This window comes from Agrococcus jenensis (genome assembly GCF_003752465.1).
In the GTDB taxonomy this organism is placed as follows: Bacteria; Actinomycetota; Actinomycetes; order Actinomycetales; family Microbacteriaceae; genus Agrococcus; species Agrococcus jenensis.
In genome coordinates, this window is sequence record NZ_RKHJ01000001.1 from 1,378,470 (window position 1) to 1,404,409 (window position 25,940).

22 protein-coding genes are annotated in these 25,940 nt (G+C 72.6%); all 22 read left to right on the top strand.

All coding sequences use genetic code 11. The features are described 5' to 3' along the window. Nucleotides 1–24: 24 nt before the first annotated feature. A complete protein-coding gene (locus EDD26_RS06795; RefSeq protein ID WP_123697014.1) occupies nucleotides 25–1,005 on the top strand; it encodes an AAA family ATPase in 981 nt (326 codons plus the stop codon). Continuing rightward, nucleotides 1,002–2,402 (top strand): DUF58 domain-containing protein, encoded by a 1,401-nt coding sequence (locus EDD26_RS06800; RefSeq protein WP_123697015.1) that lies wholly within the window; start codon nucleotides 1,002–1,004, stop codon nucleotides 2,400–2,402. Before EDD26_RS06795 ends, EDD26_RS06800 begins: the two co-directional genes overlap by 4 nt. Beyond that, the gene (locus EDD26_RS06805; protein WP_123697016.1) at nucleotides 2,399–4,714 is read left to right on the top strand and encodes a transglutaminase TgpA family protein; all 2,316 of its coding nucleotides are present in this window, start codon (nucleotides 2,399–2,401) and stop codon (nucleotides 4,712–4,714) included. The genes EDD26_RS06800 and EDD26_RS06805 overlap by 4 nt, the downstream gene beginning before the upstream one ends. Further along, nucleotides 4,711–6,246 carry an RDD family protein gene (locus EDD26_RS06810; protein WP_123697017.1) on the top strand — a complete coding sequence of 512 codons (1,536 nt, stop codon included), beginning with the start codon at nucleotides 4,711–4,713 and terminating at the stop codon, nucleotides 6,244–6,246. The genes EDD26_RS06805 and EDD26_RS06810 overlap by 4 nt, the downstream gene beginning before the upstream one ends. After that, nucleotides 6,243–7,070, top strand: a complete 828-nt coding sequence (locus EDD26_RS06815) for a PP2C family protein-serine/threonine phosphatase (protein ID WP_123697018.1) — start codon at nucleotides 6,243–6,245, stop codon at nucleotides 7,068–7,070. The genes EDD26_RS06810 and EDD26_RS06815 overlap by 4 nt, the downstream gene beginning before the upstream one ends. Beyond that, on the top strand, nucleotides 7,067–8,581 hold the full coding sequence (locus EDD26_RS06820) for an FHA domain-containing protein (protein WP_123697019.1): 1,515 nt from the start codon (nucleotides 7,067–7,069) through the stop codon (nucleotides 8,579–8,581). Before EDD26_RS06815 ends, EDD26_RS06820 begins: the two co-directional genes overlap by 4 nt. Beyond that, nucleotides 8,578–10,074 carry a serine/threonine-protein kinase gene (locus EDD26_RS06825; RefSeq protein ID WP_123697020.1) on the top strand — a complete coding sequence of 499 codons (1,497 nt, stop codon included), beginning with the start codon at nucleotides 8,578–8,580 and terminating at the stop codon, nucleotides 10,072–10,074. The genes EDD26_RS06820 and EDD26_RS06825 overlap by 4 nt, the downstream gene beginning before the upstream one ends. Further along, nucleotides 10,067–10,795, top strand: coding sequence for an FHA domain-containing protein (locus EDD26_RS06830; protein WP_425453410.1), 729 nt, complete (start codon nucleotides 10,067–10,069; stop codon nucleotides 10,793–10,795). Before EDD26_RS06825 ends, EDD26_RS06830 begins: the two co-directional genes overlap by 8 nt. 10 nt (nucleotides 10,796–10,805) lie before the next feature. Beyond that, on the top strand, nucleotides 10,806–15,380 hold the full coding sequence (locus EDD26_RS06835; protein ID WP_123697021.1) for a type VII secretion EssC family protein: 4,575 nt from the start codon (nucleotides 10,806–10,808) through the stop codon (nucleotides 15,378–15,380). A 109-nt stretch (nucleotides 15,381–15,489) separates the two neighbouring features. Beyond that, the gene (locus tag EDD26_RS06840; RefSeq protein ID WP_123697022.1) at nucleotides 15,490–15,777 is read left to right on the top strand and encodes a WXG100 family type VII secretion target; all 288 of its coding nucleotides are present in this window, start codon (nucleotides 15,490–15,492) and stop codon (nucleotides 15,775–15,777) included. A gap of 157 nt (nucleotides 15,778–15,934) precedes the next feature. Next, nucleotides 15,935–16,231, top strand: a complete 297-nt coding sequence (locus tag EDD26_RS06845) for a flagellar protein FlgN (protein WP_123697023.1) — start codon at nucleotides 15,935–15,937, stop codon at nucleotides 16,229–16,231. Nucleotides 16,232–16,292: 61 nt separating this feature from the next. Beyond that, the gene (locus EDD26_RS06850) at nucleotides 16,293–17,495 is read left to right on the top strand and encodes a hypothetical protein (protein WP_148058713.1); all 1,203 of its coding nucleotides are present in this window, start codon (nucleotides 16,293–16,295) and stop codon (nucleotides 17,493–17,495) included. Nucleotides 17,496–17,505: 10 nt separating this feature from the next. Beyond that, on the top strand, nucleotides 17,506–18,117 hold the full coding sequence (locus EDD26_RS06855; protein ID WP_123697025.1) for a hypothetical protein: 612 nt from the start codon (nucleotides 17,506–17,508) through the stop codon (nucleotides 18,115–18,117). Then, complete coding sequence (locus tag EDD26_RS14650) at nucleotides 18,114–18,749, top strand: hypothetical protein (RefSeq protein ID WP_170165557.1); 636 nt, start codon at nucleotides 18,114–18,116, stop codon at nucleotides 18,747–18,749. Before EDD26_RS06855 ends, EDD26_RS14650 begins: the two co-directional genes overlap by 4 nt. After that, complete coding sequence (locus tag EDD26_RS06860; protein ID WP_170165558.1) at nucleotides 18,746–19,510, top strand: hypothetical protein; 765 nt, start codon at nucleotides 18,746–18,748, stop codon at nucleotides 19,508–19,510. Before EDD26_RS14650 ends, EDD26_RS06860 begins: the two co-directional genes overlap by 4 nt. A 123-nt stretch (nucleotides 19,511–19,633) precedes the next feature. After that, nucleotides 19,634–19,921, top strand: a complete 288-nt coding sequence (locus EDD26_RS06865) for a WXG100 family type VII secretion target (protein ID WP_123697022.1) — start codon at nucleotides 19,634–19,636, stop codon at nucleotides 19,919–19,921. Nucleotides 19,922–20,218: 297 nt separating this feature from the next. Then, nucleotides 20,219–20,593 carry a 30S ribosomal protein S12 gene (gene rpsL, locus EDD26_RS06870; protein ID WP_021010916.1) on the top strand — a complete coding sequence of 125 codons (375 nt, stop codon included), beginning with the start codon at nucleotides 20,219–20,221 and terminating at the stop codon, nucleotides 20,591–20,593. Then, nucleotides 20,593–21,063 carry a 30S ribosomal protein S7 gene (rpsG, locus tag EDD26_RS06875; RefSeq protein WP_123697027.1) on the top strand — a complete coding sequence of 157 codons (471 nt, stop codon included), beginning with the start codon at nucleotides 20,593–20,595 and terminating at the stop codon, nucleotides 21,061–21,063. Before rpsL ends, rpsG begins: the two co-directional genes overlap by 1 nt. A gap of 91 nt (nucleotides 21,064–21,154) precedes the next feature. Beyond that, the gene (fusA, locus tag EDD26_RS06880) at nucleotides 21,155–23,269 is read left to right on the top strand and encodes an elongation factor G (protein WP_123697028.1); all 2,115 of its coding nucleotides are present in this window, start codon (nucleotides 21,155–21,157) and stop codon (nucleotides 23,267–23,269) included. A gap of 150 nt (nucleotides 23,270–23,419) precedes the next feature. Next, on the top strand, nucleotides 23,420–24,613 hold the full coding sequence (gene tuf / locus EDD26_RS06885; RefSeq protein WP_123697029.1) for an elongation factor Tu: 1,194 nt from the start codon (nucleotides 23,420–23,422) through the stop codon (nucleotides 24,611–24,613). A 79-nt stretch (nucleotides 24,614–24,692) separates the two neighbouring features. Then, nucleotides 24,693–25,457 (top strand): hypothetical protein, encoded by a 765-nt coding sequence (locus EDD26_RS06890; RefSeq protein WP_123697030.1) that lies wholly within the window; start codon nucleotides 24,693–24,695, stop codon nucleotides 25,455–25,457. A 48-nt stretch (nucleotides 25,458–25,505) separates the two neighbouring features. Next, entirely contained in the window at nucleotides 25,506–25,931 is a 426-nt protein-coding gene (locus EDD26_RS06895; RefSeq protein ID WP_123697031.1) for a DUF1801 domain-containing protein, read from the top strand. Nucleotides 25,932–25,940 lie beyond the last annotated feature (9 nt).

Sequence of the window (25,940 nt, forward strand, 5' to 3'; positions counted from 1 at the left end):
CGAGCTCCTCCGAAAGGACCGCGCATGAGCGCCACCATGACCCGCGAGCAGGCAGCCTGGTTCGCAGAGACGTTCACCCGGCTCGTCGACAACGTCGGCACCGTCGTGCTCGGCAAGGACGAGGTCATCCGGCTCGCCTTCACCGCGATGCTCGCCGAGGGGCACCTGCTGCTCGAGGACGCGCCCGGCACCGGCAAGACGCAGCTGGCGAAGTCGATGGGCGCGACCGTGCAGGGCACGAACCACCGCATCCAGTTCACGCCCGACCTGCTGCCCTCCGACGTCACCGGCGTGACCGTCTACGACCAGAAGACGGGCGAGTTCGAGTTCCACAAGGGACCGATCTTCGCGTCGATCGTGCTCGCCGACGAGATCAACCGCGCGAGCCCGAAGACGCAGTCCGCGCTGCTCGAGGTGATGGAGGAGGGCCGCGTCACGGTCGACGGCACGCCCTACAGCGTCGGCAGGCCCTTCATGGTGATCGCCACCCAGAACCCGATCGAGCAGGCCGGCACCTACCGGCTGCCCGAGGCGCAGCTCGACCGCTTCCTCATGAAGACGTCGATCGGCTACCCCGGTCGCGAGCAGACCGTGCGCATCCTCGCCGGCTCCGCGAACCGCAACGCGTCGTCGACCGTGCAGCCCGTCATCACGACGAGCGCGATCGCCGAGATGATCGACCTCGCCGCGACCGTGCACGTCGACGACGCGGTGCTCGACTACGTCGCGCAGCTCTCGGAGCACACGCGCGACTCGAAGGACACCCGCCTCGGTGTCTCGGTGCGCGGCGCCATGGCGCTCGTGCGCGCGGTCAAGGTGCTCGCGGCGAGCAAGGGCCGCGCGTTCGTGCTGCCCGACGACGTCAAGGAGCTCGCGCAGCCCGTCTGGGCGCACCGCGTCGTCATCGACCCCGAGGCCGAGTTCTCGGGCGTCACCGGCGACCGCATCATCGACCGCGCCGTCGCCGACGTCTCGGCGCCGCAGGACCGGCAGCACGCTGCATGACGCAGGCGCCCCCGCGGGCGACCTCGACCCCCGCACCTGACCCCGACACCGGCACGTCGACCGGCGCGTCTGTCCGGACGACCCTCGGCGCGACCGGCCCGTCCGACACCACCCGCCTGCGGCGGGTGGTCGAGCGCGACCGGACGCCGCTGCAGCGCGCCCGCGATCGGCTGGTCGGCGAGGAGTCGGTCGTCGCCGCAGGGGCGAAGCGGGCCACCGGCTGGGTGCGCCGCGTCGTCTGGCCCGTGCTCGAGCCGATCACGGGCTTCGGCTGGGCGGTGCTCATCGGCACGGTCGGCACCCTCGTGCTCGGGATCGCGCTCGGCTGGAAGGAGCTCATCGTCATCGGCATCGCCGGGGCGCTGCTGCTGCTCGCCGCGATCGCCTTCATCATCGGCCGCAACCGCTACCGGATCGAGCTCGACCTCGCCTACACGCGCGTCGTGGTGGGCGAGCGGGCGCTCGGCCGCATCGAGATCCACGCCGCCTCGCAGAAGCCGCTGCTGCCCGCCACGATCGAGGTGCCGGTCGGACGCGCGCTCGCCTCGTTCCACCTGCCCAGGATGCGCCCCGGCGACGTGCACGAGGACGTCTTCGCGATCCCGACGAGCCGCCGCACGATCCTGCAGGTCGGGCCCGTGCGCTCGGTGCGCGGCGACCCCGTCGGCCTGCTGCGCCGGCAGGTGAAGTGGACCGACCCGGTCGAGCTCTACGTGCACCCGAAGACGGTGCAGCTCGACGAGACCGCGCCCGGCCTCATCCGCGACCTCGAGGGCATCACGACGCGCGACCTCACGAACAGCGACATCGCCTTCCACGCGCTGCGCGACTACGTCGCCGGCGACGACCGCCGCTACATCCACTGGAAGTCGTCCGCCCGCACCGGCCAGCTCATGGTGCGGCAGTTCGAGCAGACGCGCAGGAGCGTGCTCGCGCTCGGCCTCTCGACCGCGGTCGACGACTACGCCGACCCGCTCGAGTTCGAGACGGCCATCTCGATCCTCGGCTCCGTCGGGCTGCAGGCGGTGCGCGACGAGACGGACCTCGTCGTGCGCACCTCGCGCGGCACGCTGCCCGCGACGACCGGCAAGCGGCTGCTCGACGCGCTGTCCGGCGTCGACTGGTCGCCGCGGCACGACCGCTTCCTCGACCTCGCGGCCACGATCGCGCGCGAGCACGCGGGCGCCTCCGTGATCATGCTGCACGCCGGGGCGACCGTCGATCCCGCGCTCGTGCGCCGCGCCCGCACGCTGCTGCCGGCGCAGGCGCGCGTGATCGTCTTCACCGTGGTCAAGGGCGCGAAGCCGCGCCTGCAGCCGATCGGCGACGTGTCGCTCGCCACGCTCGGCTCGGTGAGCGACCTGCCGCGCATCATGCGAGGGGTGGGGCTGCAGTGAGCGACGCGCGCCCCGGCCGGCTCCTGCCGCGCAGACCCGTGCACGCGGCGATCGACTGCGCCGCCGTCCTCCTCGTCATGCTCGCGGCGACCCTCTCGTTCGGGCCCGTGTTCGGCGGCACCGCCTACCTCGTGGCGGGGCTCGGCGCCGCGGTGCTCGGCATCGGCGTGGGCGTCGCCACGTCGCTGCGCCCGCTGCGCGGCTGGCTCATGACCGTCGCGGGCGTCATGCTCGTGCTCGTCGTCTTCGGCCCGGCGCTCGCCGTGCCGCGCTCGACGATCGCCGGCGTCGTCCCGACGCTCGAGGCGTGGCGCGAGCTGCTGCTCGGCGTCGTCTACTCCTGGAAGGGCCTGCTCACCGCGGAGCCGCCGGCCGAGGGCTTCCCGAGCCTGCTGGTCGTGCCGTTCCTGACGATGCTCGTGTGCTCGACGCTCGCGACGGTGCTGGCGCTGCGCCTCCGCCGCGGCGCGCCGTTCGCGATGCTGCCGGGCGTCGTCGCCCTCGTCGTCGGCATCGCCTTCGGCACGAAGATCGCGTTCTGGCCGGTCGTGCTGGGCATCGTCGTCGCCGGCGTGATCGTCGCCTGGTGCGCCTGGCGTCGAGCCGGGTGGCGCACGGGGCTGAACGACGAGGTCGAGGTCACGAACGACACGCGGCACCGCGGTCGCGCCCGTCGCGAGCGCACCCGCGGCGCCGTCGCGATGATCGCGGGTGCGCTGCTCGTGGCCGGGCTCGTCAGCATCCCGATCCAGCCGCACGAGCGCGCGGTGCTCCGCGACGTCGTCGAGCCGCCCGTCGAGCTCGCCGAGTACCCGAGCCCGCTCGCCGGCTACCGCAACTGGCTGAAGAGCTTCGAGGACGAGACGCTCCTCACCGTCACCGGCATGCCCGAGGAGAGCCGGCTGCGGCTCGCGACCTTCGACCACTACGACGGCACGGTCTTCGCCGTCGCTGGATCGCGCGAGTCGAGCGGCTCTGGCTCCTTCGCGCGCATCGGCGACGAGGTGCTCGTGCAGCAGTCGGGCGACCCGGCCACCGTGCGCGTCGAGGTGCAGGACTACTCGGGCATCTGGGTGCCCGACGTCGGCTTCATCCAGGCGCTGCGGTTCGAGGGCGCGCGCGCCGACGACCTGCAGGGCTCGCTCCACTACAACGGCCAGACGGGCACGGCGATCGCGCTCGACGGCCTCGGCGCCGGCGACGCCTACGAGCTCGAGGCGATCGTGCCGGCGCAGCCGTCGCCCGAGGAGCTCGAGCGCGCGACGGTCACCGACCTGGAGGTGCCCGCGCCGGCGATCGTCCCCGACCTGCTGCAGGCGTGGGTCGTCGAGCACGGCGTCAGCGGCCGCACGCAGCTCGAGAACATCCAGGCGATGCAGCGGCTCATGCAGGCCGGCAGCTTCAGCCACGGGCTCGAGGACGACACCATCCCGTCGCTCGCAGGGCACGGCGCCTCGCGCGTGCAGTCGATGTTCGAGCAGGAGGTGCTCGTCGGCGACGACGAGCAGTACGCCGTCGCCTTCGCGCTCGCGCTGTCGCGCATCAACGTGCCGTCGCGCGTCGTGATGGGGCTCTACCCCGACGACGGCTTCCCGGGCGGCGACCAGCCGGTCGAGCTCACGGGCGGCGACATGCACGCGTGGGTGGAGGTGCCCTTCGAGGGTCTCGGCTGGGTGCGCTTCGATGCCACCCCGCCCGAGGACCAGGACAACATCCAGCCGGAGCCCGAGCCGCAGCCGGAGCCGAAGCCGCAGGTGCTGCAGCCGCCGCAGCCGCCCGAGGAGCCGGCGGAGATGTCGCCGGACACCGTCGCCGACGAGGGCCAGGAGGACGACGAGGAGCTCGAGGACGAGTCGTGGACGCTGTGGCTGTGGATCGCGGGCGGCGTGCTGCTGCTGCTCGTGCTGCTGCTCCTGCCGTTCCTCGTCGTCGGGGCGCTCAAGGCGGCCCGCCGCAAGCGCCGCCGCCGCGCGGAGCGCGAGAGCGACCGGCTGTCGGGCGGGTGGCACGAGGTGATCGACGAGGCGGTCGACCTGGGCCTGCCGGTGCCCGCCGGCGTCACCCGGCGCGAGGTCGCCGCGGTGGTGGAGGATCGCTACCCTCGATCGAGAGCGACCGAGATCGGCGACTTCGTCGATGAGGGCGTCTTCGGCCCCGGCGATCCCGACGCGGCCGAGGTCGACGCCTTCTGGCTCGACGTCGAGCGCAGCGTCAAGGGGATGCGGGCCGAGACGTCGGCGCGGCGACGACTGCTCGGCAGGCTGTCGCTGCGGTCGTTCGCCCGACGGAGGAGAGAGCGGAGACGCCGATGATCTGGGAGATCGACGAGGGCCGGAAGGTCGTCGAGGGCCTCGACGAGGACGGACGGCCCGACCCGGCCTACGCCGCCGCGCTCGGGCTCAAGCCGGCGCCGCTCGGCCGTCGAGCGCTCGCCACGACCATCGAGCTCGCGATCTTCAGCATGCTGCAGCTGCCCTACTGGCTCGTGGCGCTGCCGTCGCTCGTCAAGGTCGCCACCGGCGCGCTGCAGCCCTACGGGCTCGCGAGCCACCCGGACCTCGTGTGGATGATCATCGCGACCGCCGCATCCGCCGTGCTGACGATCGCGTTCGTCGTGGTCCAGCTCGTGCTCCACGGCCGCAGGGGCGTGACGCTCGGCAAGGCGCTCACGGGCATCCGCAGCGTCAACGTCGCGACGCTCGCCCGACCGGGCATCGGCCGCGCGGTGCTCCGCGGCCTCGTGCTGTGGGCGGTGTTCCTCGTGCCGGTCGTCGGGCCGGTGCTGTTCTTCGCCTCGCCGCTGCTCGACCGCGAGAAGCGCGGCCGCGGCTGGCTCGACAAGGTCGGCGGCACCTGGTTCGTCGACGTCAACGACGGCCTCGATCCGTACCACGACAAGAAGATGCGCATCGCGCGGAAGACGGTCTCGGCGGCGCCGGAGGCGGCGAAGTCGCAGCTGCCGTCGCTCGCCACCCCGGCCGACAGCCTCGCGCAGGCCTACCGACCCGGCGCGCGCATCAGCTCGGGCGTCGTCGGCGCCGCGAGGCCGCAGCAGCTCGGCACCGAGCAGGTGGGGCTCGCGTCGCAGCCGGCCGCCGACCTGCCGTCGCACACCGTGCCGGGCATGCCGGCGGGCGGTGCGCGGCTCGGCGGCTACCGCCCCGGCGAGCTGAGCGGCGCGGCCGCGCCGCAGCCGGCGACGCCGCAGGCATCCGCGCCCGCCCCGGCCTCGGCGCCGTCCGCGCCGATCGGCGGCCCCATCATCGACAGCGCGCCCGGCTTCGCGCGCCCGGCACCCGCCGCCATGCCGGCGGCCGCAGCGCCGACGAGCTCGGCGACGCCCTCGGCGGCGACATCCTCGGCAGCCACCCGGAGCGGTGCGCCGGTCGCGAGCACGATCCGCGACGAGACCGTCATCGAGCCCGACATCGACGACGTGGACGACCGCACGGTGCGGCGCGTCGAGATCGCCGACGACGAGGACCTCGAGGCGACCCGCGCCAGGTCCGCCGGCCGCCCGGCCGTCGCCACGCTGGCCTTCGACACCGGCGACCGCTTCGCGCTCACCGGCGCCGCGCTCGTGGGGCGCAACCCGTCGCCGAGCGCGGGCGAGGTCGTCGAGCACCTGCTGCCCTTCGCCGACGACACCCGCACGGTCTCGAAGACGCACGTGCTCGTGACCGTCGCGCCGCTCGCGGTCGTCGATCGCGCATCCACGAACGGCTCCGCCGTCGTGCGCGGCGGCGTCGAGCAGCAGCTCGAGCCCGGCACGCCGTTCGCGCTCGTGCCCGGCGACGTCGTGCGCTTCGGCGACCGCACCTTCACGATCGAGGGAGCCGCATGAGCGCGATCGGGGAGTTCCGCTTCAGCCATCCGTCGATCTCGCTCCGCTGGGCGGGCGCCACGCACGCCGGCATGCGGCGGACGGTGAACGAGGACTCGGTCTTCGCGTCGTTCCCGGTCTTCGTCGTCGCCGACGGCATGGGCGGCCACGCGGCCGGCGACGTGGCGAGCGCGCTCGCGGTCGAGGCCTTCCGCAGCCTCAAGGGCCGCACGCTCGCCGACGTCGAGTGCGTCGAGGCGGCCGTCGAGCACGCGTTCGAGCAGGTCAGCGCGCGCGCCGCCGACGAGGAGATCGGCGGCACGACGCTCTCGGGCTCGGTGCTCGTCGACGTCTCGGGCGTCGCGCACTGGCTCGTGCTCAACATCGGCGACTCGCGCACCTACCTCTACGAGCAGGGCAGCCTCGAGCAGGTGACGATCGACCACTCCGTGGTGCAGGAGCTCGTCGAGACCGGCGCGCTCCGCCGCGCGGACGCCCGCCGCCACCCGCACCGCAACGTCATCACCCGCGCGCTCGGCGCCGGTGAGCGGCAGCCGGCCGACGCGTGGCTGCGCCCGGCGGAGCGCGGGCAGCGCCTGCTGGTGTGCTCCGACGGCCTGACCGGCGAGGTCGACGACGTCGAGATCGCCGAGATCCTCGGCGACGTCGCGTCGCCCGCCGCCGCGGCCGCGCTGCTGCTGCGCCGAGCGCTCGATGCCGGCGCGCCCGACAACGTCTCGATCGTCGTCGTCGACGTGGATGCCGTGGCGATCGCCGACGAGGACCTGTTCGACACGCACGTGCCGGATCTCGACGACACCGTCCCCAGGGAGGCCCGCCCGTGAGCGCTCGGATCGAGTACGCACCGGGGGAGGCCTGGTGCATCGCCGCCGGCCGCGTCGTGCTGGTGTGCGAGCGCGACCTGCCACCCGTGCGGGCGAGGGCGCTGCACGACGCCGCGGCGGCCGTCGACTCGCTCGAGGGGCTGCGCACCGTGCTCGACGCCGAGCCGGCCGCGCTGCTCGGACTCGTCGACCTCGACGACCGCCGCGCGCTGCTGCGGCGGCACGGCGTGCCCGCGACCGCCGACGACGCGCAGCTGCCCGAGCGGTTCGGCGCCGACTGGGCGCTCGACGACGCAGACCCGGCCGCGACGATCACCGCCGGCGGGCTCGGCGCGCTCGCGGGCGAGGTGCTGCCGCTCGACGGCGGCGTCGTGCGCGTCGCGGCCGTGCGAGCCGCCCCGCGACCGCCGGCTCCCGAGGCGCGGAGCGCGCCGCCGGTCGCCGAGGCCGAGCCGCGCACCGGCGCCTTCGGCGAGACGCTGCCGCCCGCCGCGGCGCCGCAGCGCATCGAGCCGCAGCGCATCGAGCCGGAGCGGGTCGAGCCCCGGCGGGTCGAGCCCGAGCGTGTCGAGCCTCAGGCGATCGAGCCGACGCCCGCGGCGGCGGTGCCGGCACCCGCGCCTGCACCTGCACCTGCGCCCGAGCCCGAGCCCGAGCCTGAGCCTGAGCCTGAGCCCGAGCCTGAGCCCGAGCCCGAGCCTGAGCCTGAGCCTGAGCCTGAGCCTGAGCCCGAGCCCGAACCCGAGGCGCCGCGCGCGGTCGAGCCCAACCCCATCGGCGGCCTCATCGACTCCGTGCCCGGCTTCATCCGGCCCGCCGTCGACCTGCGCGCGGCCCCGCCCGAGACCCGGCCGGCGCCGCCCGCGCCCGCGCCCGCGCCCGCAGCGCCGCCGGCACCGCTCGCGGCGGACGGGGATCACGACGGCATGACGATCACCGCCGAGCAGGCCCGTCGGCTGCAGGAGGAGCGCGCCAGCGCCGCCGAGTCCGCCGCGCAGGCGGCGCAGCCGGCGCAGCCGAGTGCTCCCGCGACCGGTCCGCTCGTGCTCTCGACGCTGTGCCCGAGCGGGCACGTGAACGCGCCGGGCACGGTGCAGTGCGCGCAGTGCGGCGCGGCCGTCGCCGACGGCTCGGCCGCGCAGCGCCCCCGCCCGGAGGTCGCCGTCGTCGTGCTGCCGGCCGGCGAGCGCGTGCCGCTCGGCCGGGGCGTCGTGCTCGGTCGCCGACCGCGCTCCCGCCGCGCGCCCGACGGGCGCGTGCCGCGGCTCGTGACGGTCGAGAGCCCGAACGAGGACGTCTCGCGCAGCCACCTCGAGCTGCGCGTAGACGACTGGAACCTCGTGGGCGTCGACCTCAGCTCGACGAACGGCACGCTGCTGCTGCGCGAGGGCGCGGCGCCGCAGCGGCTGCGGCCGGAGGTCGCGACCATCCTCCAGCTCGGCGACCGCCTCGACCTCGGCGACGGCGTCGTCGTCACGATCGAGCCGGCGTCGAGCGGGCAGACCTCGTGAGCCCGAAGCGCGCCCCATCGGCGCCCCCGGCGCTGCCCGGCTACGACTACGTGTCGCTGCTCGGCTCCGGTGGCTTCGCCGACGTCTTCCTGTACCAGCAGCTGCTCCCGTCGCGGAAGGTCGCGATCAAGGTGCTGCTGCCCGACGCGGTCAACCGCGAGCTGATCGAGAACTTCCGGCACGAGGCCAACGTCATGGCCCAGCTGTCGACGCATCCGTCGATCGTGACGATCTACGGGGCCGCCGTGGCGCCCGACGGCCGGCCGTTCCTCGCGATGGAGTACTGCTCGAAGCCGAACCTCGGCGTGCGCTACCGCCGCGACCGCTTCGCCGTGCCCGAGGTGCTCTCGCTCGGCGTGCAGATCGCGGGTGCCGTCGAGACCGCGCACCGCGCGGGCATCCTGCACCGCGACATCAAGCCCGCGAACATCCTCGTCACGGCCTACAACCGGCCGGCGCTCACCGATTTCGGCATCGCCACGAGCGCCGGCGCCGGCGACGACGCGAGCGGCATGTCGATCCCGTGGTCGCCGCCCGAGGCCTTCCAGGACCCGCCCGCCTCGAGCCCCGCGTCCGACGTCTTCTCGCTCGCGGCGACGCTCTGGACGCTGCTCGCCGGCAGGACGCCCTTCGAGCTGCCCGGCGGCAGCAACACGAGCGTCGACCTCATCGACCGGTGCCAGCGCGGCGACATCTCGCCGCTCGCCCGCCACGACGTGCCGCCGCGGCTCGAGGCCGTGCTCGCCTCCGCGATGGACCCCGACCCCGCCCGCCGCTACGCGACGGCCGTCGCCTTCGGGCGCGCGCTGCAGCAGGTCGAGGCCGAGATGGCGCTGCCCGTCACGCCGCTCGACGTGCTCGACGACGCGCTCGAGCCCGACGCGGTCGACGAGGAGGACGGCGGCGCCACGCGCATCCGCGGGGTGGTCTCGATCGACCCGCACGCGAGCTCGCCGAGGGCGGGCTCGCCGGTCGGCACGCAGGCGCCGACCGACGCGACGGTCCGCCGCCCGCGCCCCGGGCAGGCCGTGCCCGGTCAGGCGCCGTCGCCCGAGGCGCCGCTGGAGCCGGCCGCGCCCGCGAGCCGCCGGCGCACGCTCGCCACGATCATCGGCAGCGCCGTCGTGGTGCTCGTCGGCGGCGGCATCGTGTGGATGGCGCTCGCCGCGGGCGGACAGGCGCCGCCGGCCGCCGACCCGACGCAGACGGTCGCTGGCCCGCAGACCGCCCAGCGGCCACCTGCCCCCATCGCGGTCGCGGGCGAGGTCACCGGCGAGACGGTCGTCTTCCGCTGGACCAACCCGCAGCCGCAGGAGGGCGACGCCTTCCAGTACCGCTACGAGCGCAGCGGCGCCGACCCGGTGACCTCGACCGTGCCGTCGCCGTCGGTGACGCTGGAGCGCGACCCCGACGGGGAGTCGTGCATCCTCGTGAGCCTCGTGCGCGCCGACGGGCGCGCCTCCACCGACACGAGAGGGTGCGTCGATGGCTGACCCGGCCCCGCAGCTGCAGCTGGAGTTCGCGGGGGAGTGGATGACGCTCGACCCCGATCGCCCCTTCGTCATCGGCCGCGAGGGCGACCTGACCGTCGACGACAACCAGTACCTCCACCGCGCGTTCCTCGAGCTGCGGCACGTCGACGGCCTCTGGTGGCTGTCGAACGTCGGATCGCGGCTGTCGGCGACGATCTCGAGCGGCAGCGGCGCGGTGCAGTCATGGCTGTCGCCGGGCGCGCGCCTGCCGATCGTCTTCTCGGAGTGCTCGATCGTCTTCACCGCCGGCCCCACGACCTACGAGATCGGCGTGCACTCCGACGACGCGGCGTTCGCGATGTCGACCGAGCACCGCCGCCGCTCCTCGGGCGAGACGACCGTCATGCCGGTCGGCCTCACCGAGCTGCAGAAGCTGCTCATCGTCGCGCTCGCGGAGCCGATGCTGCGGCGCGACGGCGTCGGCGTGAGCGAGCTGCCCTCGAGCGGCGCCGCCGCCGAGCGGCTCGGCTGGACCATGAGCCGCTTCAACCGCAAGCTCGACAACGTCTGCGACAAGCTCGACCGGATGGGCGTGCAGGGACTGCGGGGCGGCGTCGGCAAGCTCGCGAGCAACCGCCGCGCCCGGCTCGTCGAGTACGCCGTCTCGTCGCAGCTCGTCACCCGGAGCGACCTCGCGCTGCTCGACGACCCCGCGCTCCGCGCGGCGGACGACCAGGACTGATCGGAGCCACGTGAAGGTCAAGCTCACCCTGCACCGGACGGCGACGGATCCCACCGACGTCGTCATCACGGCCGACTCGACCGCGACCGTCGAGGACGTCGCGCGCCAGATCGCGCTCGCGGACCCCGCGCGCTCGATCCCGTTCGCCGACACCGACACGCTCTCGCTCGCGGTCGCCCCGCCGACGGAGCAGGCGCTCGTGCAGCTGCAGCCCGACGCGCTCATCGGCGAGGCGCCGATCGGCTCGGGCTTCCACACCCAGGTCGTCAACCTCGGCGCCGGCGGCGTGCGCCGCGGCGGGCCCGCCGGCAGCGCGCTCGAGGTCGTCGCGGTGCTGCGCGCCGTGAGCGGTCCGCTCGCCGGGCAGGAGTTCCAGCTCGGGCGCGGCCACGCCACGATCGGCCGCGACGCGTCGAACGACATCGTGCTCGCCGACCAGCTCGTCTCGAAGCGCCACGCACGCATCGAGGTCGGGGCGCACATCGAGGTCGTCGACCTCAACTCGGCGAACGGCGTGCTCGTCGACGGCGGGCTCGTCTCGCGCCTGCGCGTCGTCCCCGGTGCGCGCTTCACGATCGGCGACACCGAGCTGACCGTGTCGCTCGCCGGCGCCTTCGACGCATCCGGCCCCGACCCCGTGCTCGAGCGCGGCGGCGCCCTGATGTTCAACCGGTCGCCGCGCGTCGAGGCGCGCTACCCCGGCACTGACTTCAAGGGCCCGCGGATGCCGAAGGAGATCATCCAGCGGCTCTTCCCGTGGCCGATGCTCGTCACCCCGATCCTGCTCGCCGGCGCGATGTTCGCGATGACGAACAACCCGCGCTCGATCCTCATCGCCCTCATGACGCCGCTCATGCTGCTCGGCAACTTCATCAACATGAAGACGCAGAACGGCCAGAAGCAGAAGTTCGAGGTGCAGATGTTCGAGTCGCGGTACGAGGAGCTCGAGGAGCTGCTCTACCGCGAGAAGCCCAAGGAGGAGCAGGTCCGCGGCATGGAGGTGCCGCCGGTCGCCGAGGTCTTCGAGCACGCGATGCGGCTCGGGCCGATGCTGTGGACGCGCAGGCCCGAGCACTGGAACTTCCTCTCGGTGCGGCTCGGGACGTGCCGCGCCGAGTCGCGCAACTCCATCAAGGAGGACGAGATCCAGGACGGCCTGCCCGACTACGTCGAGCGGGTCGACCGGCTGCGCGAGCGCTACCGCTACGTCGACGACGTGCCGATCGTCGAGTCGTTCTCGGCCGTCGGGTCGATCGGCATCGCCGGGCCGAAGTCGCTCACCGCGGATGCGCTGCGCGGCCTGGCCGTGCAGCTCTACGGCCTGCACGCGCCGAACGAGCTCGTGACGGTCGCGATCTGCGACGCGGCGTGGACCAGCGAGCTCGAGTGGATGAAGTGGCTGCCGCACACGACGAGCGAGACGAGCCCGTTCAGCCAGATGCCGCTCGCCGACTCCGCGACCGCCGGCACCGCGCTGCTCAACGCGCTCGAGGAGCTCGTGCTCGGCCGGTCGAAGCAGGCCGCGCCCGATCGCAAGACGCCGTTCGACGAGGACTGGGACCCGATGCGCTACGGCTCCGACGTCGAGCGCGCCGCGAAGGACACCGTCACGAGCATCCAGACCTCGGTCGTGCTCGTGGTGACGAACGACGCCCCGGTCGACCGGCCGCGCCTCACCCAGATCCTCGAGCGCGGCGCAGCGGTCGGCGTCTACGGCGTGTTCGTCGCGCCGACCGTCGAGTCGCTCCCGGCCGTCTGCCGCAGCTTCGTCGACGTGAGCGGCGGCCTCGAGGCGGCGCGCGTCGGCACGGTGCGCTCCGGTGTCGACTACGAGGGCGCCCGCGTCGAGGGCGTCTCCGGCGAGTACATGCAGATGTTCGCGAAGCGCCTCGCTCCGGTGGTCGACGCGAGCATCGTCATCAACGACTCCTCCGACATCCCCGAGCAGGTGTCCTTCCTGTCGCTCGTCGGCCCCGACCTCGCCGAGGAGCCGGGCGCGGTGATCGACCGCTGGCGGCAGAACAACACCATCCTCGACCGCTCGGGCGGCACGAAGCCGCGGCTCAAGAAGTCGGGCACGCTGCGCGCCATCATGGGCCAGGGCGCGACCGACGCGATGACGCTCGACCTGCGCACGCAGGGGCCGCACGCGCTCGTCGGCGGCACGACCGGCTCCGGCAAGTCGGAGTTCCTGCAGGCGTGGGTGCTCGGCATGGCCGCGGCGCACAGCCCCGACCGCGTCACCTTCCTCTTCGTCGACTACAAGGGCGGCTCGGCCTTCGCCGACTGCGTCGAGCTGCCGCACTGCGTCGGCCTCGTCACCGACCTCAGCCCGCACCTCGTGCGTCGTGCGCTCACGAGCCTGCGCGCCGAGCTGCACCACCGCGAGCACCTCTTCAACCGCAAGAAGGCGAAGGACCTGCTCGAGCTCGAGAAGCGGCAGGACCCGGAGACGCCGCCCGCGCTCGTGCTCGTCGTCGACGAGTTCGCCGCGCTCGCGGGGGAGGTGCCGGAGTTCGTCGACGGCGTCGTCGACATCGCCCAGCGCGGGCGCTCGCTCGGCATCCACCTCATCCTCGCGACGCAGCGCCCCGCCGGCGTGATCAAGGACAACCTGCGCGCGAACACGAACCTGCGCGTCGCGCTGCGGATGGCCGACGAGTCGGACTCGAAGGACGTCGTCGACGACACGATCGCGGCGTCCTTCCCGCCCTCGATCCCCGGCCGCGGCATCGCGAAGACCGGACCCGGCAGGCTCGTGCCCTTCCAGGCCGCCTACGCGGGCGGCTGGACCCGGCCCGACGAGGTGCAGGTCGCCGACGTGAAGGTTGCGGAGCTGCGGTTCGGCTCCGAGCAGCGCTGGGAGCCCGAGACCGCGCCGGAGTCGGACGCGCACGACGAGGACCTCGGCCCCAACGACCAGAAGCGCATCGTGCGCACGCTCATCGCGGCGACGCAGCAGGCGCGCATCCCGGCGCCCCGGCGCCCGTGGCTCGACGACCTCGCCGCGACCGTCGACCTGCGCGACCTGCCCATCGAGGGCGACGCGAAGATCGTGCTCGGCAAGGCCGACGTGCCGGAGCGCCAGCGCCAGGACCCCGTGCACCTCCTGCCCGACCGCGACGGCTCGATGCTCGTCTACGGCACGTCCGGCTCGGGCAAGTCGACGCTCCTGAAGACGATCGGCACGGCCGCCGGCATGCGGCCGGAGCTCGGCAGCGCCGAGGTCTACGGGCTCGACTTCGCCTCCGGCGCGCTCAAGTCGCTCGAGGTGCTGCCGCACGTCGGCTCGATCATCGCCGGCGACGACGCCGAGCGCGTGCAGCGGCTGCTGCGCTCGCTCGGGCGCGAGCTCGACCGCCGCGGCAAGGCGTTCGCCGCCGCGAACGCCGCCAACCTGACGGAGTACCGCGACCTCGTCGACCCCGGCGCCTCGCGCATCTTCCTGCTGCTCGACAACTTCCCGCAGTTCAAGGCCGACTGGGAGGTGACGAGCGCCCGCTCGCCGTTCTACCAGGTGTTCATGCGCATCCTCGGCGAGGGCCGGCCGCTCGGCATCCACGCGATCGCCACGGCCGACCGCTCGGGGGCCGTGCCGACCGCGGTGAGCTCGAACATCTCGCGCCGCGTCGTGCTGCGGCTCTCGGACGAGTCGGGCTACATGCTCGTGGGCGCGCCCAAGGACGTGCTCGACGACCGGTCGGCGCCCGGCAGGGGCATCGTCGACGGCCTCGAGATGCAGGTGGCGGTGCTCGGCGGCACGCCCAACGTCGCCGAGCAGTCGAAGCTCATGGCGCAGCTCGCGCAGTCGCTGCGCGAGCACGGCGCGAAGGACGTCGAGGAGATCGGCGCCCTGCCCACCCGGCTCGCGCTCGAGCAGCTGCCCGACCGCGTCGACGACCTGCCGGTCATCGGCGTCGCGGAGGACACGCTCGCGGCGCGCGACTTCGATCCGATCGGCACGTTCATCGTCGCCGGCCCTCCGGGGTCGGGCAAGACGAACGCCATGAAGGCGCTCGTCGTCGCGATGGAGCGCTTCGACCCGGCGGTGAAGCTGTTCCACTTCGGCGGCCGCCGCTCGGTGCTGCACGACTGGCGCCCGTGGGTGCGCAGCGTCACCCGGCCGGATGCGGCGAAGGAGCTCGCGAAGGAGCTCGCCGAGATCGTCGCCGACGAGACGATCCCCGGGCGGATCATGATCGTCGTCGAGAACGTGCCGCAGTTCGCGGACTCTGACGCGGAGCGCGCGCTCAAGGAGCTCTTCCAGGCGATCAACCGGAGCGACCACCTGCTCGTCGGCGACGCCGACGTCACGCAGGTCACGGGTGGCTACGGGTTCATCGGCGACTTCAAGGCCGGGCGCAAGGGCATCATCCTGAAGCCCGACGCCTACGACGGCGACTCGGTCTTCAAGGTGCCGTTCCCCAAGGTCAAGCGCTCGGACTTCCCAGAGGGCCGCGGCATCTTCGTGCAGCAGGGCCGCGCCGTCACGGTGCAGGTGCCGCTCGTGCCGGAGAGCGCCGCGCGGCGCCCCGCCCCGGTCGTCGAGGTGCCGACGGCGGAGCCCGTGACGGCCTCGGAATGAGCGCGCGGCATGGGGACTCCTCCCCATCGCGCGCCCAGGATCCGATGCGTAGCGTGATGCTCGAGTGGCCCGGACGGGTCGACGGAGCAGATCAGAAGGGGACGGGCCAATGAGCGATTTCGGTGCTTCTTACGCCGAGATGGAGTCGGTGGCGGGCAAGCTCGACACCGGCCGTGAGGACATCTCGGGGGTCCTGAAGGACCTGAAGAGCCAGGTGGACACCCTGCTGGGTGAGGACTTCAAGACGCAGCACGCGTCGGGCAAGTTCGGCGAGGGCTACGAGGAGCTGACGACGGGCCTGGAGCAGGCCATCGAGGGCATCTCGGACATGGGTGAGGCGCTGCGCGGCATGATGCAGGCGATCCAGTCGCTCGACGAGCAGATGGCCGGCAGCTGAGCTGACGCACGACCGACGATGAGGGCCCGGCGACGCCGCCGGGTCCTCATCAGGTCGGGGGCGGCTGCCCGGGCAGTCCTCCCCATGGCGCGCATGCGCCGCCCTGCATACGTTGGATCCGGGCCGTGGACCACGGCCGAAGCCAAGGAGAGACCCGATGGATGTCCTGATCAAGTTCAGCGACCTCAGCACGCTCAACGACTACCTCGTCGCGATCGTGGCCGAGTTCGACGCCGCTGAGAGCCGCGCCGACAAGCTCGAGGACGCGATCGGCGACCCCTTCGGCCGCAACGACCTGCGCGAGGCGGTCGAGGACTTCGAGGACCGCTGGGACGACAAGCGCGACGAGCTGCGCGACGGCATCAAGCAGGTGCAGGCGCACGTGCAGGGCGTGATCGAGGGCTTCACCGACTGGGACGTCGAGACCGCCGCGGGCATGACGACGACGTCATGACCGCGCGCATCCCCGCCCGACCGACGACCGCCCGCATCCCTACCCCTTCGAGGAGCACACGATGAGCTGGATGGAACACTCGCCGAAGGGCCGCAGGATCGAGCGCGTCGAGGGCAAGCCCGGCCGCATCCAGACGCGGGGCCTCGAGATCGAGCAGCTCGGCCAGATGATGATCGACAGCGCGACGGTGCTGCAGAGCCTCGCCGACGGCACCGACGGCCTCAAGGGCAAGGCGGCAGACACGCTGCGCCAGGGCGTCGGCGACGTGCACGGCACGCTCAAGGAGGCGGGGGAGCTGTACCGCCCGACGGGCCCGGTCGTCTACGACTACGGCGTCGCGCTCGCGACCGACCAGCCGGCGATCGACGGCCACGTCGCGCGCTGCGAGACGCTGTGGGAGGCGTACGTGTCGCTCCCCGGCTCGCTCGAGCCGCGTGGCACGGGCGGCTGGTTCGAGCCCGAGGCCGACAGCCCCGAGGCCGCGGAGCAGGCGGCCGAGGACGAGGCGAAGCGCCTCGCCTACGCCGCCTGGGAGACCGAGGCGAAGGGCTTCGACGACGACTACGACTCCTGGGAGTCGGCGTTCGAGAAGGCGACCGACCGCGTGGGCGACGTGCTCGCGGGCAAGATCAAGGACTCCTTCTGGGACGACCTCGACGGCTTCGTCGCCGGGGCGCTGCAGGTGCTGAAGTGGGTGGGCATCGCCCTCGCCATCGCCGCGCTCGTGATCGGCGGCCCGATCGTCGCCGCGCTCGCGGCGATCGTCGCCGTCGCGACCCTCGTGCTGACGCTCTACCAGTACAGCCGCAAGGATGCCGACCTGCTCGACGTCGGGATCGCGGCGATCGGCGTGCTGCCGATCGGCAGCCTCGGCAAGCTCGCGAAGGGCAAGGACGGCCTCAAGGGCATCGCCGACGACACGCTCGGCGGGCTCCTCACCGGTCCCGGCCGCTCGGCGCTGCGCACCGAGGTGTCGCAGGTGATCGGGTCGGGTCGCGCGGCGTACGCGTTCAGCGGCTCGATGCGCGAGGGCATCAAGAACGGCTTCTCGCACTTCGCGCGCAACCACGGCCAGCAGGGGCGCCTCGTCGACTCGATCGCGCGCCTGTTCACGGGCAAGGACGCGGCGAAGATCGGCGGCATGACGAACGGCGCGGAGATCCTCGTGACGGTCTGGTGGAACCAGCTCGGGCGCGTCAACCAGGGCCTGTCGTGGGGCACGGGCGAGGGCCTCTGGCCCCGGTTCTTCAGCCCCGCTGGCTAGGCTCTCGCGCGTGACGACTTCCCTGCGCGAGGCCCTCGGCGCGACCGATCCACAGTTCGACATCACGCTCCCCGCGGGCTGGGTGCGGATGGACGCGAGCGACGCGTCGCGCGACGCGCTGCTCGCGCAGGCGCGCGCCCGCTTCCTCACCGCGCAGCGGCCCGACCTCTGGGCGCAGGTGCGCGCGTCGATCGACCGCGCGTTCGAGGAGCTGCGCCGCGTGCGCGGCGAGGCGATCATGCTGCAGCTCGAGAGCGGTGACGACGCGCCCTTCGTGCCGGCGTCGATCACGGCGACGATCCTCTCGGCGGAGCAGGGGCTCGACGACCACATGGCGCAGCTCATCGCGGGCGGCGCCACCGCGCTCGACGGCGACCGGCGCTTCGTGCGCAGCGAGTCGACCGACGAGGTCTCGCAGGACGGCGTGCGGCTCGGGGTCACGACGGTGCACTACTTCACGCCCGTGCCGGGGACGCGGCGCCGCCGGGCGCTCGCGCTCAGCGCCGTCATGCCGCATCCGCCCGGGATCGATCCCGACGACCGGCTGCTCGCCGCCACGAGGCTGCTGCTCGACGCGCACGTGTCGACGGTGCGCTGGCGGCGCTCGGAGGCCGGCGCGTGAGCCGCCGGTCCGTCGCGGCGCTCGCCCACGCCGACGCCGACCGCTGCATCGTGCTGCCCCACCTCGACCAGCCGCTCGACCGCGAGGCGTGGCTCGACGCCGCGACCGAGGCCGGCGTCGCGGCGAGCGCCCACTGGGAGCTCACCGAGCCTGCCTTCGTGCGGGCGACCGTGGAGCACGCGCTGTCGAAGCGCGCGCCGCAGGACGTGCTCGCGCTGCAGCTGTGGCCGGACGACGCCCCGATCGCCGGCGTCGTGCGGGTCTCGACCCACGACGCCGAGGGGCTCGAGGCGGTCGCCGCGCGGCTCGCGTCGAGCGGGGCGGCGCGCATCGACCGCATCGACGGCGCGATGGGCGCGGGATGCGAGTGGCTGCACCTCGCGCCGATCCCCGGCGAGTCGGAGGACGGCCTGGTCGGCTGGCAGGCGGTCTTCGCCGGCGACGAGGTCGACGTGCTCGTCACGCTCGAGCCGACGGTGCCGCAGCTGCTGCCCGCGCTGCTCGACGACGCGCGAGCGCTCGCGGCCGACCTCGTGATCGAGGTCGACGGCCGCCCCATGCGCGCGCTCGCGCTGCCGGAGCGGCTCGGGCTCGAGGTGGGGGAGAGCTGGGCGCCGGAGGACGACGCGTGAGCGGCCGGCGCTCCGCGAGCGAGTGGGTGCGCGAGCGCCCGCGCGGGGCGCGGGTGGACTGGGCGGAGCTCGAGGCCCGCGTGCTGCGCGACCAGCCCGCGGCGCTGCGGTCGCTCGGCGTCGCGGGGCGCGTCGTGCGCACGGAGGGCCGCGGCTGGCAGCTCGGGTTCGGCATCGCGGTGCTGCTCGCGACGGTCGTCGGCCTCGCGGTGGTGTGGGCGCCGATCTGGGGCCTCGCGACGCTCGCGGGCGACGCGTTCGGCCGCGTCGACGTCGACGGCGCCACGGCGATCCCGGTGGCCGGCATCGCGATGGTCGTCGCGGGCCTCGCGCAGGTCGTGCTGCTGCTGCGCACCGTGCGCGGCCGCTCCGGCGGCGACGGCGGCTCGATCGGCGCCGGCATCGCCGTGCTGGGCGTGCTCACCGCCGTCGGCATCGCCGTGGTGGGTGACCGGCAGGACGTGCCGGCGTGGCAGGCGTGGTTCGCGGTCGCGCTCGTCGGCGCCGGCATCGGCGCGCTGCACGCGGTGCTCGCTCGACGCGCGCGGCCGCGGGGCGAGCGCGCGACGAGCGCCGGACCCGACCCCGAGGCCGCCGCGGCGGCCGTGCGCGAGCTCGACCCCGCGGTGCGGGGCGAGCTCGAGGCCGACCGGCGGGCGGCGGTCGAGTGGCTGCGACTGCACGGCGCGATCGGCCCCGACGAGGCGGCTGCGGCGCTCGACGTCGAGCTCGGGCGGCTCGGCGCGACGCTCGGCCGCTGACGCGGCGGCCCGTCGGTCGGGGCATGGGCACCTCTCCCCATCGCGCTCCCGGTGTGCGCTCCGTAGGTTTGCTCGCAGGTGGTCCGGTCGGGCCCCAGAACTCGATTCGATGAGGAGACGGCTATGAGCGATTTCGGTGCTTCCTACGCCGAGATGGAGTCGGTGGCGGGCAAGCTCGACACCGGCCGTGAGGACATCTCGGGGGTCCTGAAGGACCTGAAGAGCCAGGTGGACACCCTGCTGGGTGAGGACTTCAAGACGCAGCACGCGTCGGGCAAGTTCGGCGAGGGCTACGAGGAGCTGACGACGGGCCTGGAGCAGGCCATCGAGGGCATCTCGGACATGGGTGAGGCGCTGCGCGGCATGATGCAGGCGATCCAGTCGCTCGACGAGCAGATGGCCGGCAGCTGAGCTGACGCGACATCGAGGGGCCGACCGGGAGGTCGGCCCCTTCGTCGTGCACCGCCGACGCTTGACCGTGCATGGGCGGTGGCCCTATCCTTGATCGGGTGTGCGCACGTGCGCGCCCTGCGTCATGCGCGGGGAGCGAGCGGGCCGCACTGGGCCGCGGACCAGAGTCCGCGATCCCCCACGGCATATCCACCACCCGCGAGGAGTGCGCGAGAGCGCGCGGTGGATCACCGATGGTGCCGGCGATGCCGGCGAACCACATCGAACCGCTGTCACCGTGCAGCAGGAAGAAGCAACGTGCCCACCATCCAGCAGCTGGTCCGCAAGGGTCGGTCGCCGAAGGTCTCGAAGACCAAGGCGCCCGCTCTCAAGGCGAACCCCCAGCAGCGCGGCGTCTGCACCCGCGTCTACACCACCACCCCGAAGAAGCCGAACTCGGCGCTGCGCAAGGTCGCCCGCGTGAAGCTCTCGAACGGCACCGAGGTCACCGCCTACATCCCCGGTGAGGGCCACAACCTCCAGGAGCACTCGATGGTGCTCGTCCGCGGCGGTCGTGTGAAGGACCTCCCCGGTGTGCGCTACAAGATCGTGCGCGGCGCGCTCGACACCCAGGCCGTGAAGAACCGCAAGCAGGCTCGCAGCCGCTACGGCGCGAAGATGGAGAAGAAGTAATGCCTCGCAAGGGTCCCGCCCCCAAGCGCCCGGTCGTTGCTGACCCCGTCTACGGCGCACCGATCGTCTCGCAGCTCGTCAACAAGATCCTCCTCGACGGCAAGAAGGGCCTCGCCGAGCGCATCGTCTACGGCGCGCTCGCCGGCGTCGGCACCAAGTCCGGTCAGGACGCGGTCGTCGTGCTCAAGAAGGGTCTCGACAACATCCGTCCGACCCTCGAGGTGAAGTCGCGCCGCGTCGGCGGCTCGACCTACCAGGTCCCCGTCGAGGTCAAGCCGCACCGCGCGAACACGCTCGCGCTGCGCTGGCTCGTCTCCTACGCCAAGGCGCGTCGCGAGAAGACCATGACCGAGCGCCTGCAGAACGAGATCCTCGACGCATCGAACGGCCTCGGCGCCGCGGTGAAGCGTCGCGAGGACACGCACAAGATGGCCGAGTCGAACAAGGCCTTCGCGCACTACCGCTGGTGATCGTCCGCTGACGAGGGTCCCGGCCCCGGCCGGGGCCCGCGTCGGCGCGACACCCCCAAACCCCGCTCCATCCACTCATCGGAGGAACCCTGTGGCACAGGACGTGCTCACCGACCTGAACAAGGTCCGCAACATCGGCATCATGGCCCACATCGATGCCGGCAAGACCACGACGACCGAGCGCATCCTGTTCTACACGGGCGTCAACCACAAGATCGGCGAGACGCACGACGGCGCGTCGACCACCGACTGGATGGAGCAGGAGCAGGAGCGCGGCATCACGATCACGTCGGCCGCCGTGACCTGCTTCTGGGACAAGAACCAGATCAACATCATCGACACGCCCGGTCACGTCGACTTCACCGTCGAGGTGGAGCGCTCGCTCCGCGTCCTCGACGGCGCGGTCGCCGTGTTCGACGGCAAGGAGGGCGTCGAGCCCCAGTCCGAGACCGTCTGGCGCCAGGCCGACAAGTACGACGTGCCCCGCATCTGCTTCGTCAACAAGATGGACAAGATGGGTGCCGACTTCTACTTCACGGTCGACACGATCATCAACCGCCTCGGCGCCCGTCCGCTGGTCATCCAGCTGCCGATCGGCTCCGAGAGCGCCTTCGAGGGCATCGTCGACCTGGTCGAGATGAACGCGAAGACCTGGCGCGGCGACGCCAAGGGTGACGTGAAGATGGGCGCCGAGTACGCCATCGAGGAGATCCCGGCCGACCTCAAGGAGAAGGCCGACGAGTACCGCAAGGCGCTGCTCGAGACCGTCGCCGAGACGGACGACGCCCTCATGGAGAAGTACTTCGAGGGCGAGGAGCTCACGGTCGCCGAGATCAAGGCCGCCATCCGCAAGATGACGGTCGCCTCGGAGATCTACCCCGTGCTCTGCGGCTCCGCGTTCAAGAACCGCGGCGTGCAGCCGATGCTCGACGCGGTCGTCGACTACCTCCCGACGCCGCTCGACGTGCCCGCCATCCCGGGCCACGACGTGCGCGACGAAGAGGTCATCATCGAGCGCCACGCCGACCGCGACGAGCCCTTCGCGGCGCTCGCCTTCAAGGTCGCCGTGCACCCCTTCTTCGGTCGCCTCACGTACGTGCGCGTCTACTCGGGTCACGTCGACTCGGGTGCCGCGGTCGCGAACTCGACCAAGAGCAAGAAGGAGCGCATCGGGAAGATCTTCCAGATGCACGCCAACAAGGAGATCCCGGTCGACTCGATGACCGCCGGTCACATCTACGCGGTCATCGGCCTCAAGGACACGACGACCGGCGACACGCTGAGCGACCCGGCCAACCAGGTCGTGCTCGAGTCGATGACGTTCCCCGAGCCCGTCATCGAGGTCGCGATCGAGCCGAAGACGAAGGCCGACCAGGAGAAGCTCTCCCTCGCCATCCAGAAGCTGGCGGAGGAGGACCCGACCTTCCGGACCGAGAACAACCCCGAGACCGGTCAGACGGTCATCAAGGGCATGGGCGAGCTCCACCTCGACATCCTCGTCGACCGCATGAAGCGCGAGTTCAAGGTCGAGGCCAACGTGGGCAAGCCCCAGGTGGCCTACCGCGAGACCATCAAGGGCACGGTCGAGAAGTACGACTACACGCACAAGAAGCAGACGGGTGGCTCCGGCCAGTTCGCCAAGGTGCAGATCAAGCTCGAGCCGATGGACCTGTCGGGCGAGGAGACCTACGAGTTCGTGAACGCCACCTCCGGCGGTCGCGTGCCCCGTGAGTACATCCCCTCGGTCGACGCGGGCATGCAGGACGCGATGCAGGTCGGCGTGCTCGCCGGCTTCCCGACGGTCGGCGTCAAGGCGACGCTGCTCGACGGTGCGGCGCACGACGTCGACTCCTCGGAGATGGCGTTCAAGATCGCCGGCTCGATGGCCTACAAGGAGGCAGCGCGCAAGGCTCAGCCGGTGCTCCTCGAGCCGCTCATGGCGGTCGAGGTGCGCACGCCGGAGGAGTACATGGGCGACGTCATCGGCGACCTGAACTCGCGTCGCGGGCAGATCCAGTCGATGGAGGATGCCCAGGGCGTGAAGGTCGTCAAGGCCCTCGTGCCGCTGTCGGAGATGTTCGGCTACGTCGGCGACCTGCGGTCGAAGACGTCCGGCCGTGCCGTCTACTCGATGGAGTTCTCGACCTACTCCGAGGTCCCCCGGGCCGTCTCGGACGAGATCGTCCAGAAGAGCAAGGGCGAGTGACGCCCGGGGCGGCCGAGAGGCCGCCCCGGCGCACCGCCGCTCGCCTCGGTTTCACCTGGACCGAGGACGCAAGTACCATAAACACACACCACCCGAACGCTCTGCCGCGACGCGGCGGTGCACTCATGAGAACAGTCCTAGGAGGACACAGTGGCTAAGGCCAAGTTCGAGCGGACCAAGCCGCACGTCAACATCGGAACGATCGGTCACGTCGACCACGGCAAGACGACGCTGTCGGCTGCGATCTCGAAGGTCCTGGCAGACAAGTACCCGTCGGCCACCAACGTGCAGCGCGACTTCGCGTCGATCGACTCCGCTCCCGAGGAGCGCCAGCGCGGCATCACGATCAACATCTCGCACATCGAGTACGAGACGCCGAAGCGCCACTACGCGCACGTCGACGCTCCTGGTCACGCTGACTACATCAAGAACATGATCACGGGTGCTGCCCAGATGGACGGCGCGATCCTCGTGGTCGCCGCCACCGACGGCCCCATGGCGCAGACGCGCGAGCACGTGCTGCTCGCCAAGCAGGTCGGCGTGCCGTACCTGATGGTCGCGCTCAACAAGTCCGACATGGTGGACGACGAGGAGATCCTGGAGCTCGTCGAGCTCGAGGTCCGCGAGCTGCTCTCGAGCCAGGGCTTCGACGGCGACGACGCTCCGGTCGTGCGCGTCTCCGCGCTCAAGGCCCTCGAGGGCGACGAGGCCTGGACCCAGGCCATCGTCGACCTGATGGACGCCGCTGACGAGAACATCCCGGACCCGGTCCGCGACCGCGACAAGCCGTTCCTCATGCCGATCGAGGACGTCTTCACGATCACCGGCCGTGGCACGGTCGTCACGGGTCGCGCCGAGCGCGGCACGCTCGCGATCAACTCCGAGGTCGAGATCGTCGGCATCCGCCCGACGCAGAAGACCACGGTCACGGGCATCGAGATGTTCCACAAGCAGCTCGACGAGGCATGGGCCGGCGAGAACTGCGGTCTCCTGCTCCGTGGCACGAAGCGCGAGGACGTCGAGCGCGGCCAGGTCGTCGTGAAGCCGGGCTCGGTCACGCCGCACACGAACTTCGAGGGCACGGCGTACATCCTCGCCAAGGACGAGGGCGGCCGTCACAACCCGTTCTTCACGAACTACCGCCCGCAGTTCTACTTCCGCACCACCGACGTCACGGGCGTCATCTCGCTGCCCGAGGGCACCGAGATGGTCATGCCCGGTGACACCACCGACATGACGGTCGAGCTGATCCAGCCGATCGCCATGGAGGAGGGCCTCGGCTTCGCCATCCGCGAGGGTGGCCGCACGGTCGGCGCCGGCACGGTGACGAAGATCATCAAGTAGTCATCCGACTGCGCTCGGAGGGGGTCAGGCTTCGGCCTGGCCCCCTTCGTCGTGCCCGGCCGGCGGCTAGCATCCGGGTGTGGAGCGGGACGAGTTCGATGCACTCTCGATCCGGCTCGCGGACTGGGCCGCCAGCGCTGACGGCGTGCTCGGCCTCGTGCTCGTCGGCAGCACCGCCGCCGCCGAGCACGAGCCGGACCCGTGGAGCGATCACGACTTCTTCGTCATCGCCGAGCCGAGCGCGGTGGAGCGCCTGCGCGCGACCGCGGCATGGCTCCCGAGCCGCCGCTCGCCGATCGCGCTGCACGAGCGCGACACCGAGCACGGCGCGTGGGTCGTCTACGAGGACGGGCACCTGCTCGAGTACGCGGTGTTCACGCCCGCCGAGCTCGCCGCGAGCCGCAGCGGCGCCCACCGGGTCGTCGTCGACCGCGTCGGGGACCTGCCGGCGCGCATCCGCCCGACCCTCGAGCCCGTGCCGCGCGATCCCGCGACGCTCGCGACGGCGCTGCACCGCGCGCTGCTCGTGGGCGGCGGGCGCGCCGCGCGCGGCGAGCGCCTCGCCGCGCGGCGCCACCTCGTCGACGCCGCCGGATCGCTGCTCGCGCTCGCGCAGCTGCTCGCGGAGCCCGTCGGCCCCGCCGACCCGCATGACCCCTGGCGGCGGGTGGAGCTGACGGATCCCGAGCTCGCGGCGGCGCTCGACGCGCTCCTCGCGCGCGGCGATGCCACCGCGGCGCTCGGTCTCGCCGCGCTCGCCGAGCGGGTGGCCGGCGGAGAGCCGTGGTGGCCGGGGGCGCTGGCCCACGCCGTGCGCGCGCGGCTCGCGACGATGCGCGGCTGAGCGCCGGCGGGGCTGGACGCGCACGCCGCACGAGCGGAGGATGGAGCCGTGGCAGCGCAGCGGACGAGACCGACCGACGTGAGCGTGCAGGAGTTCCTCGACGCCGCGCAGCCCCCGCGACGCGTCGAGGAGGGCCACCGCATGGCGGCGATCATGCAGGAGGAGACGGGCGCGGAGCCCGCCATGTGGGGGCCGAGCATGATCGGGTACGGCTCGTACCACTCCGTGTCGCCGTCCCGGACGTCGACGACCGAGGGCGACTGGCCGAAGGTGGCGTTCTCGCCGCGCAGGGCCGCCATCTCGCTCTACGGGCTCAAGGACCTGGCGGAGGGCGCCGCGCTGATGCCCGCGCTCGGCGCGTACACGGAGGGCGCGGGCTGCGTCTACGTCAAGCGCCTCGAGGAGGTCGACGAGGACGTGCTGCGGCGGCTCATCAGGATCGCGTGGAGCAGGCCGGACGACCTCGCGCGATGACGAGCCGGC

What these genes read in the sequence shown, in the direction of transcription:
- EDD26_RS06795 (WP_123697014.1), top strand. Translation starts at nt 25, where the DNA reads ATGAGCGCCACCATGACCCGCGAGCAGGCAGCCTGGTTCGCAGAGACG.
- EDD26_RS06800 (WP_123697015.1), top strand. Translation starts at nt 1,002, where the DNA reads ATGACGCAGGCGCCCCCGCGGGCGACCTCGACCCCCGCACCTGACCCC.
- EDD26_RS06810 (WP_123697017.1), top strand. Translation starts at nt 4,711, where the DNA reads ATGATCTGGGAGATCGACGAGGGCCGGAAGGTCGTCGAGGGCCTCGAC.
- EDD26_RS06815 (WP_123697018.1), top strand. Translation starts at nt 6,243, where the DNA reads ATGAGCGCGATCGGGGAGTTCCGCTTCAGCCATCCGTCGATCTCGCTC.
- EDD26_RS06830 (WP_425453410.1), top strand. Translation starts at nt 10,067, where the DNA reads ATGGCTGACCCGGCCCCGCAGCTGCAGCTGGAGTTCGCGGGGGAGTGG.
- EDD26_RS06840 (WP_123697022.1), top strand. Translation starts at nt 15,490, where the DNA reads ATGAGCGATTTCGGTGCTTCTTACGCCGAGATGGAGTCGGTGGCGGGC.
- EDD26_RS06845 (WP_123697023.1), top strand. Translation starts at nt 15,935, where the DNA reads ATGGATGTCCTGATCAAGTTCAGCGACCTCAGCACGCTCAACGACTAC.
- EDD26_RS06850 (WP_148058713.1), top strand. Translation starts at nt 16,293, where the DNA reads ATGAGCTGGATGGAACACTCGCCGAAGGGCCGCAGGATCGAGCGCGTC.
- EDD26_RS06865 (WP_123697022.1), top strand. Translation starts at nt 19,634, where the DNA reads ATGAGCGATTTCGGTGCTTCCTACGCCGAGATGGAGTCGGTGGCGGGC.
- rpsG (WP_123697027.1), top strand. Translation starts at nt 20,593, where the DNA reads ATGCCTCGCAAGGGTCCCGCCCCCAAGCGCCCGGTCGTTGCTGACCCC.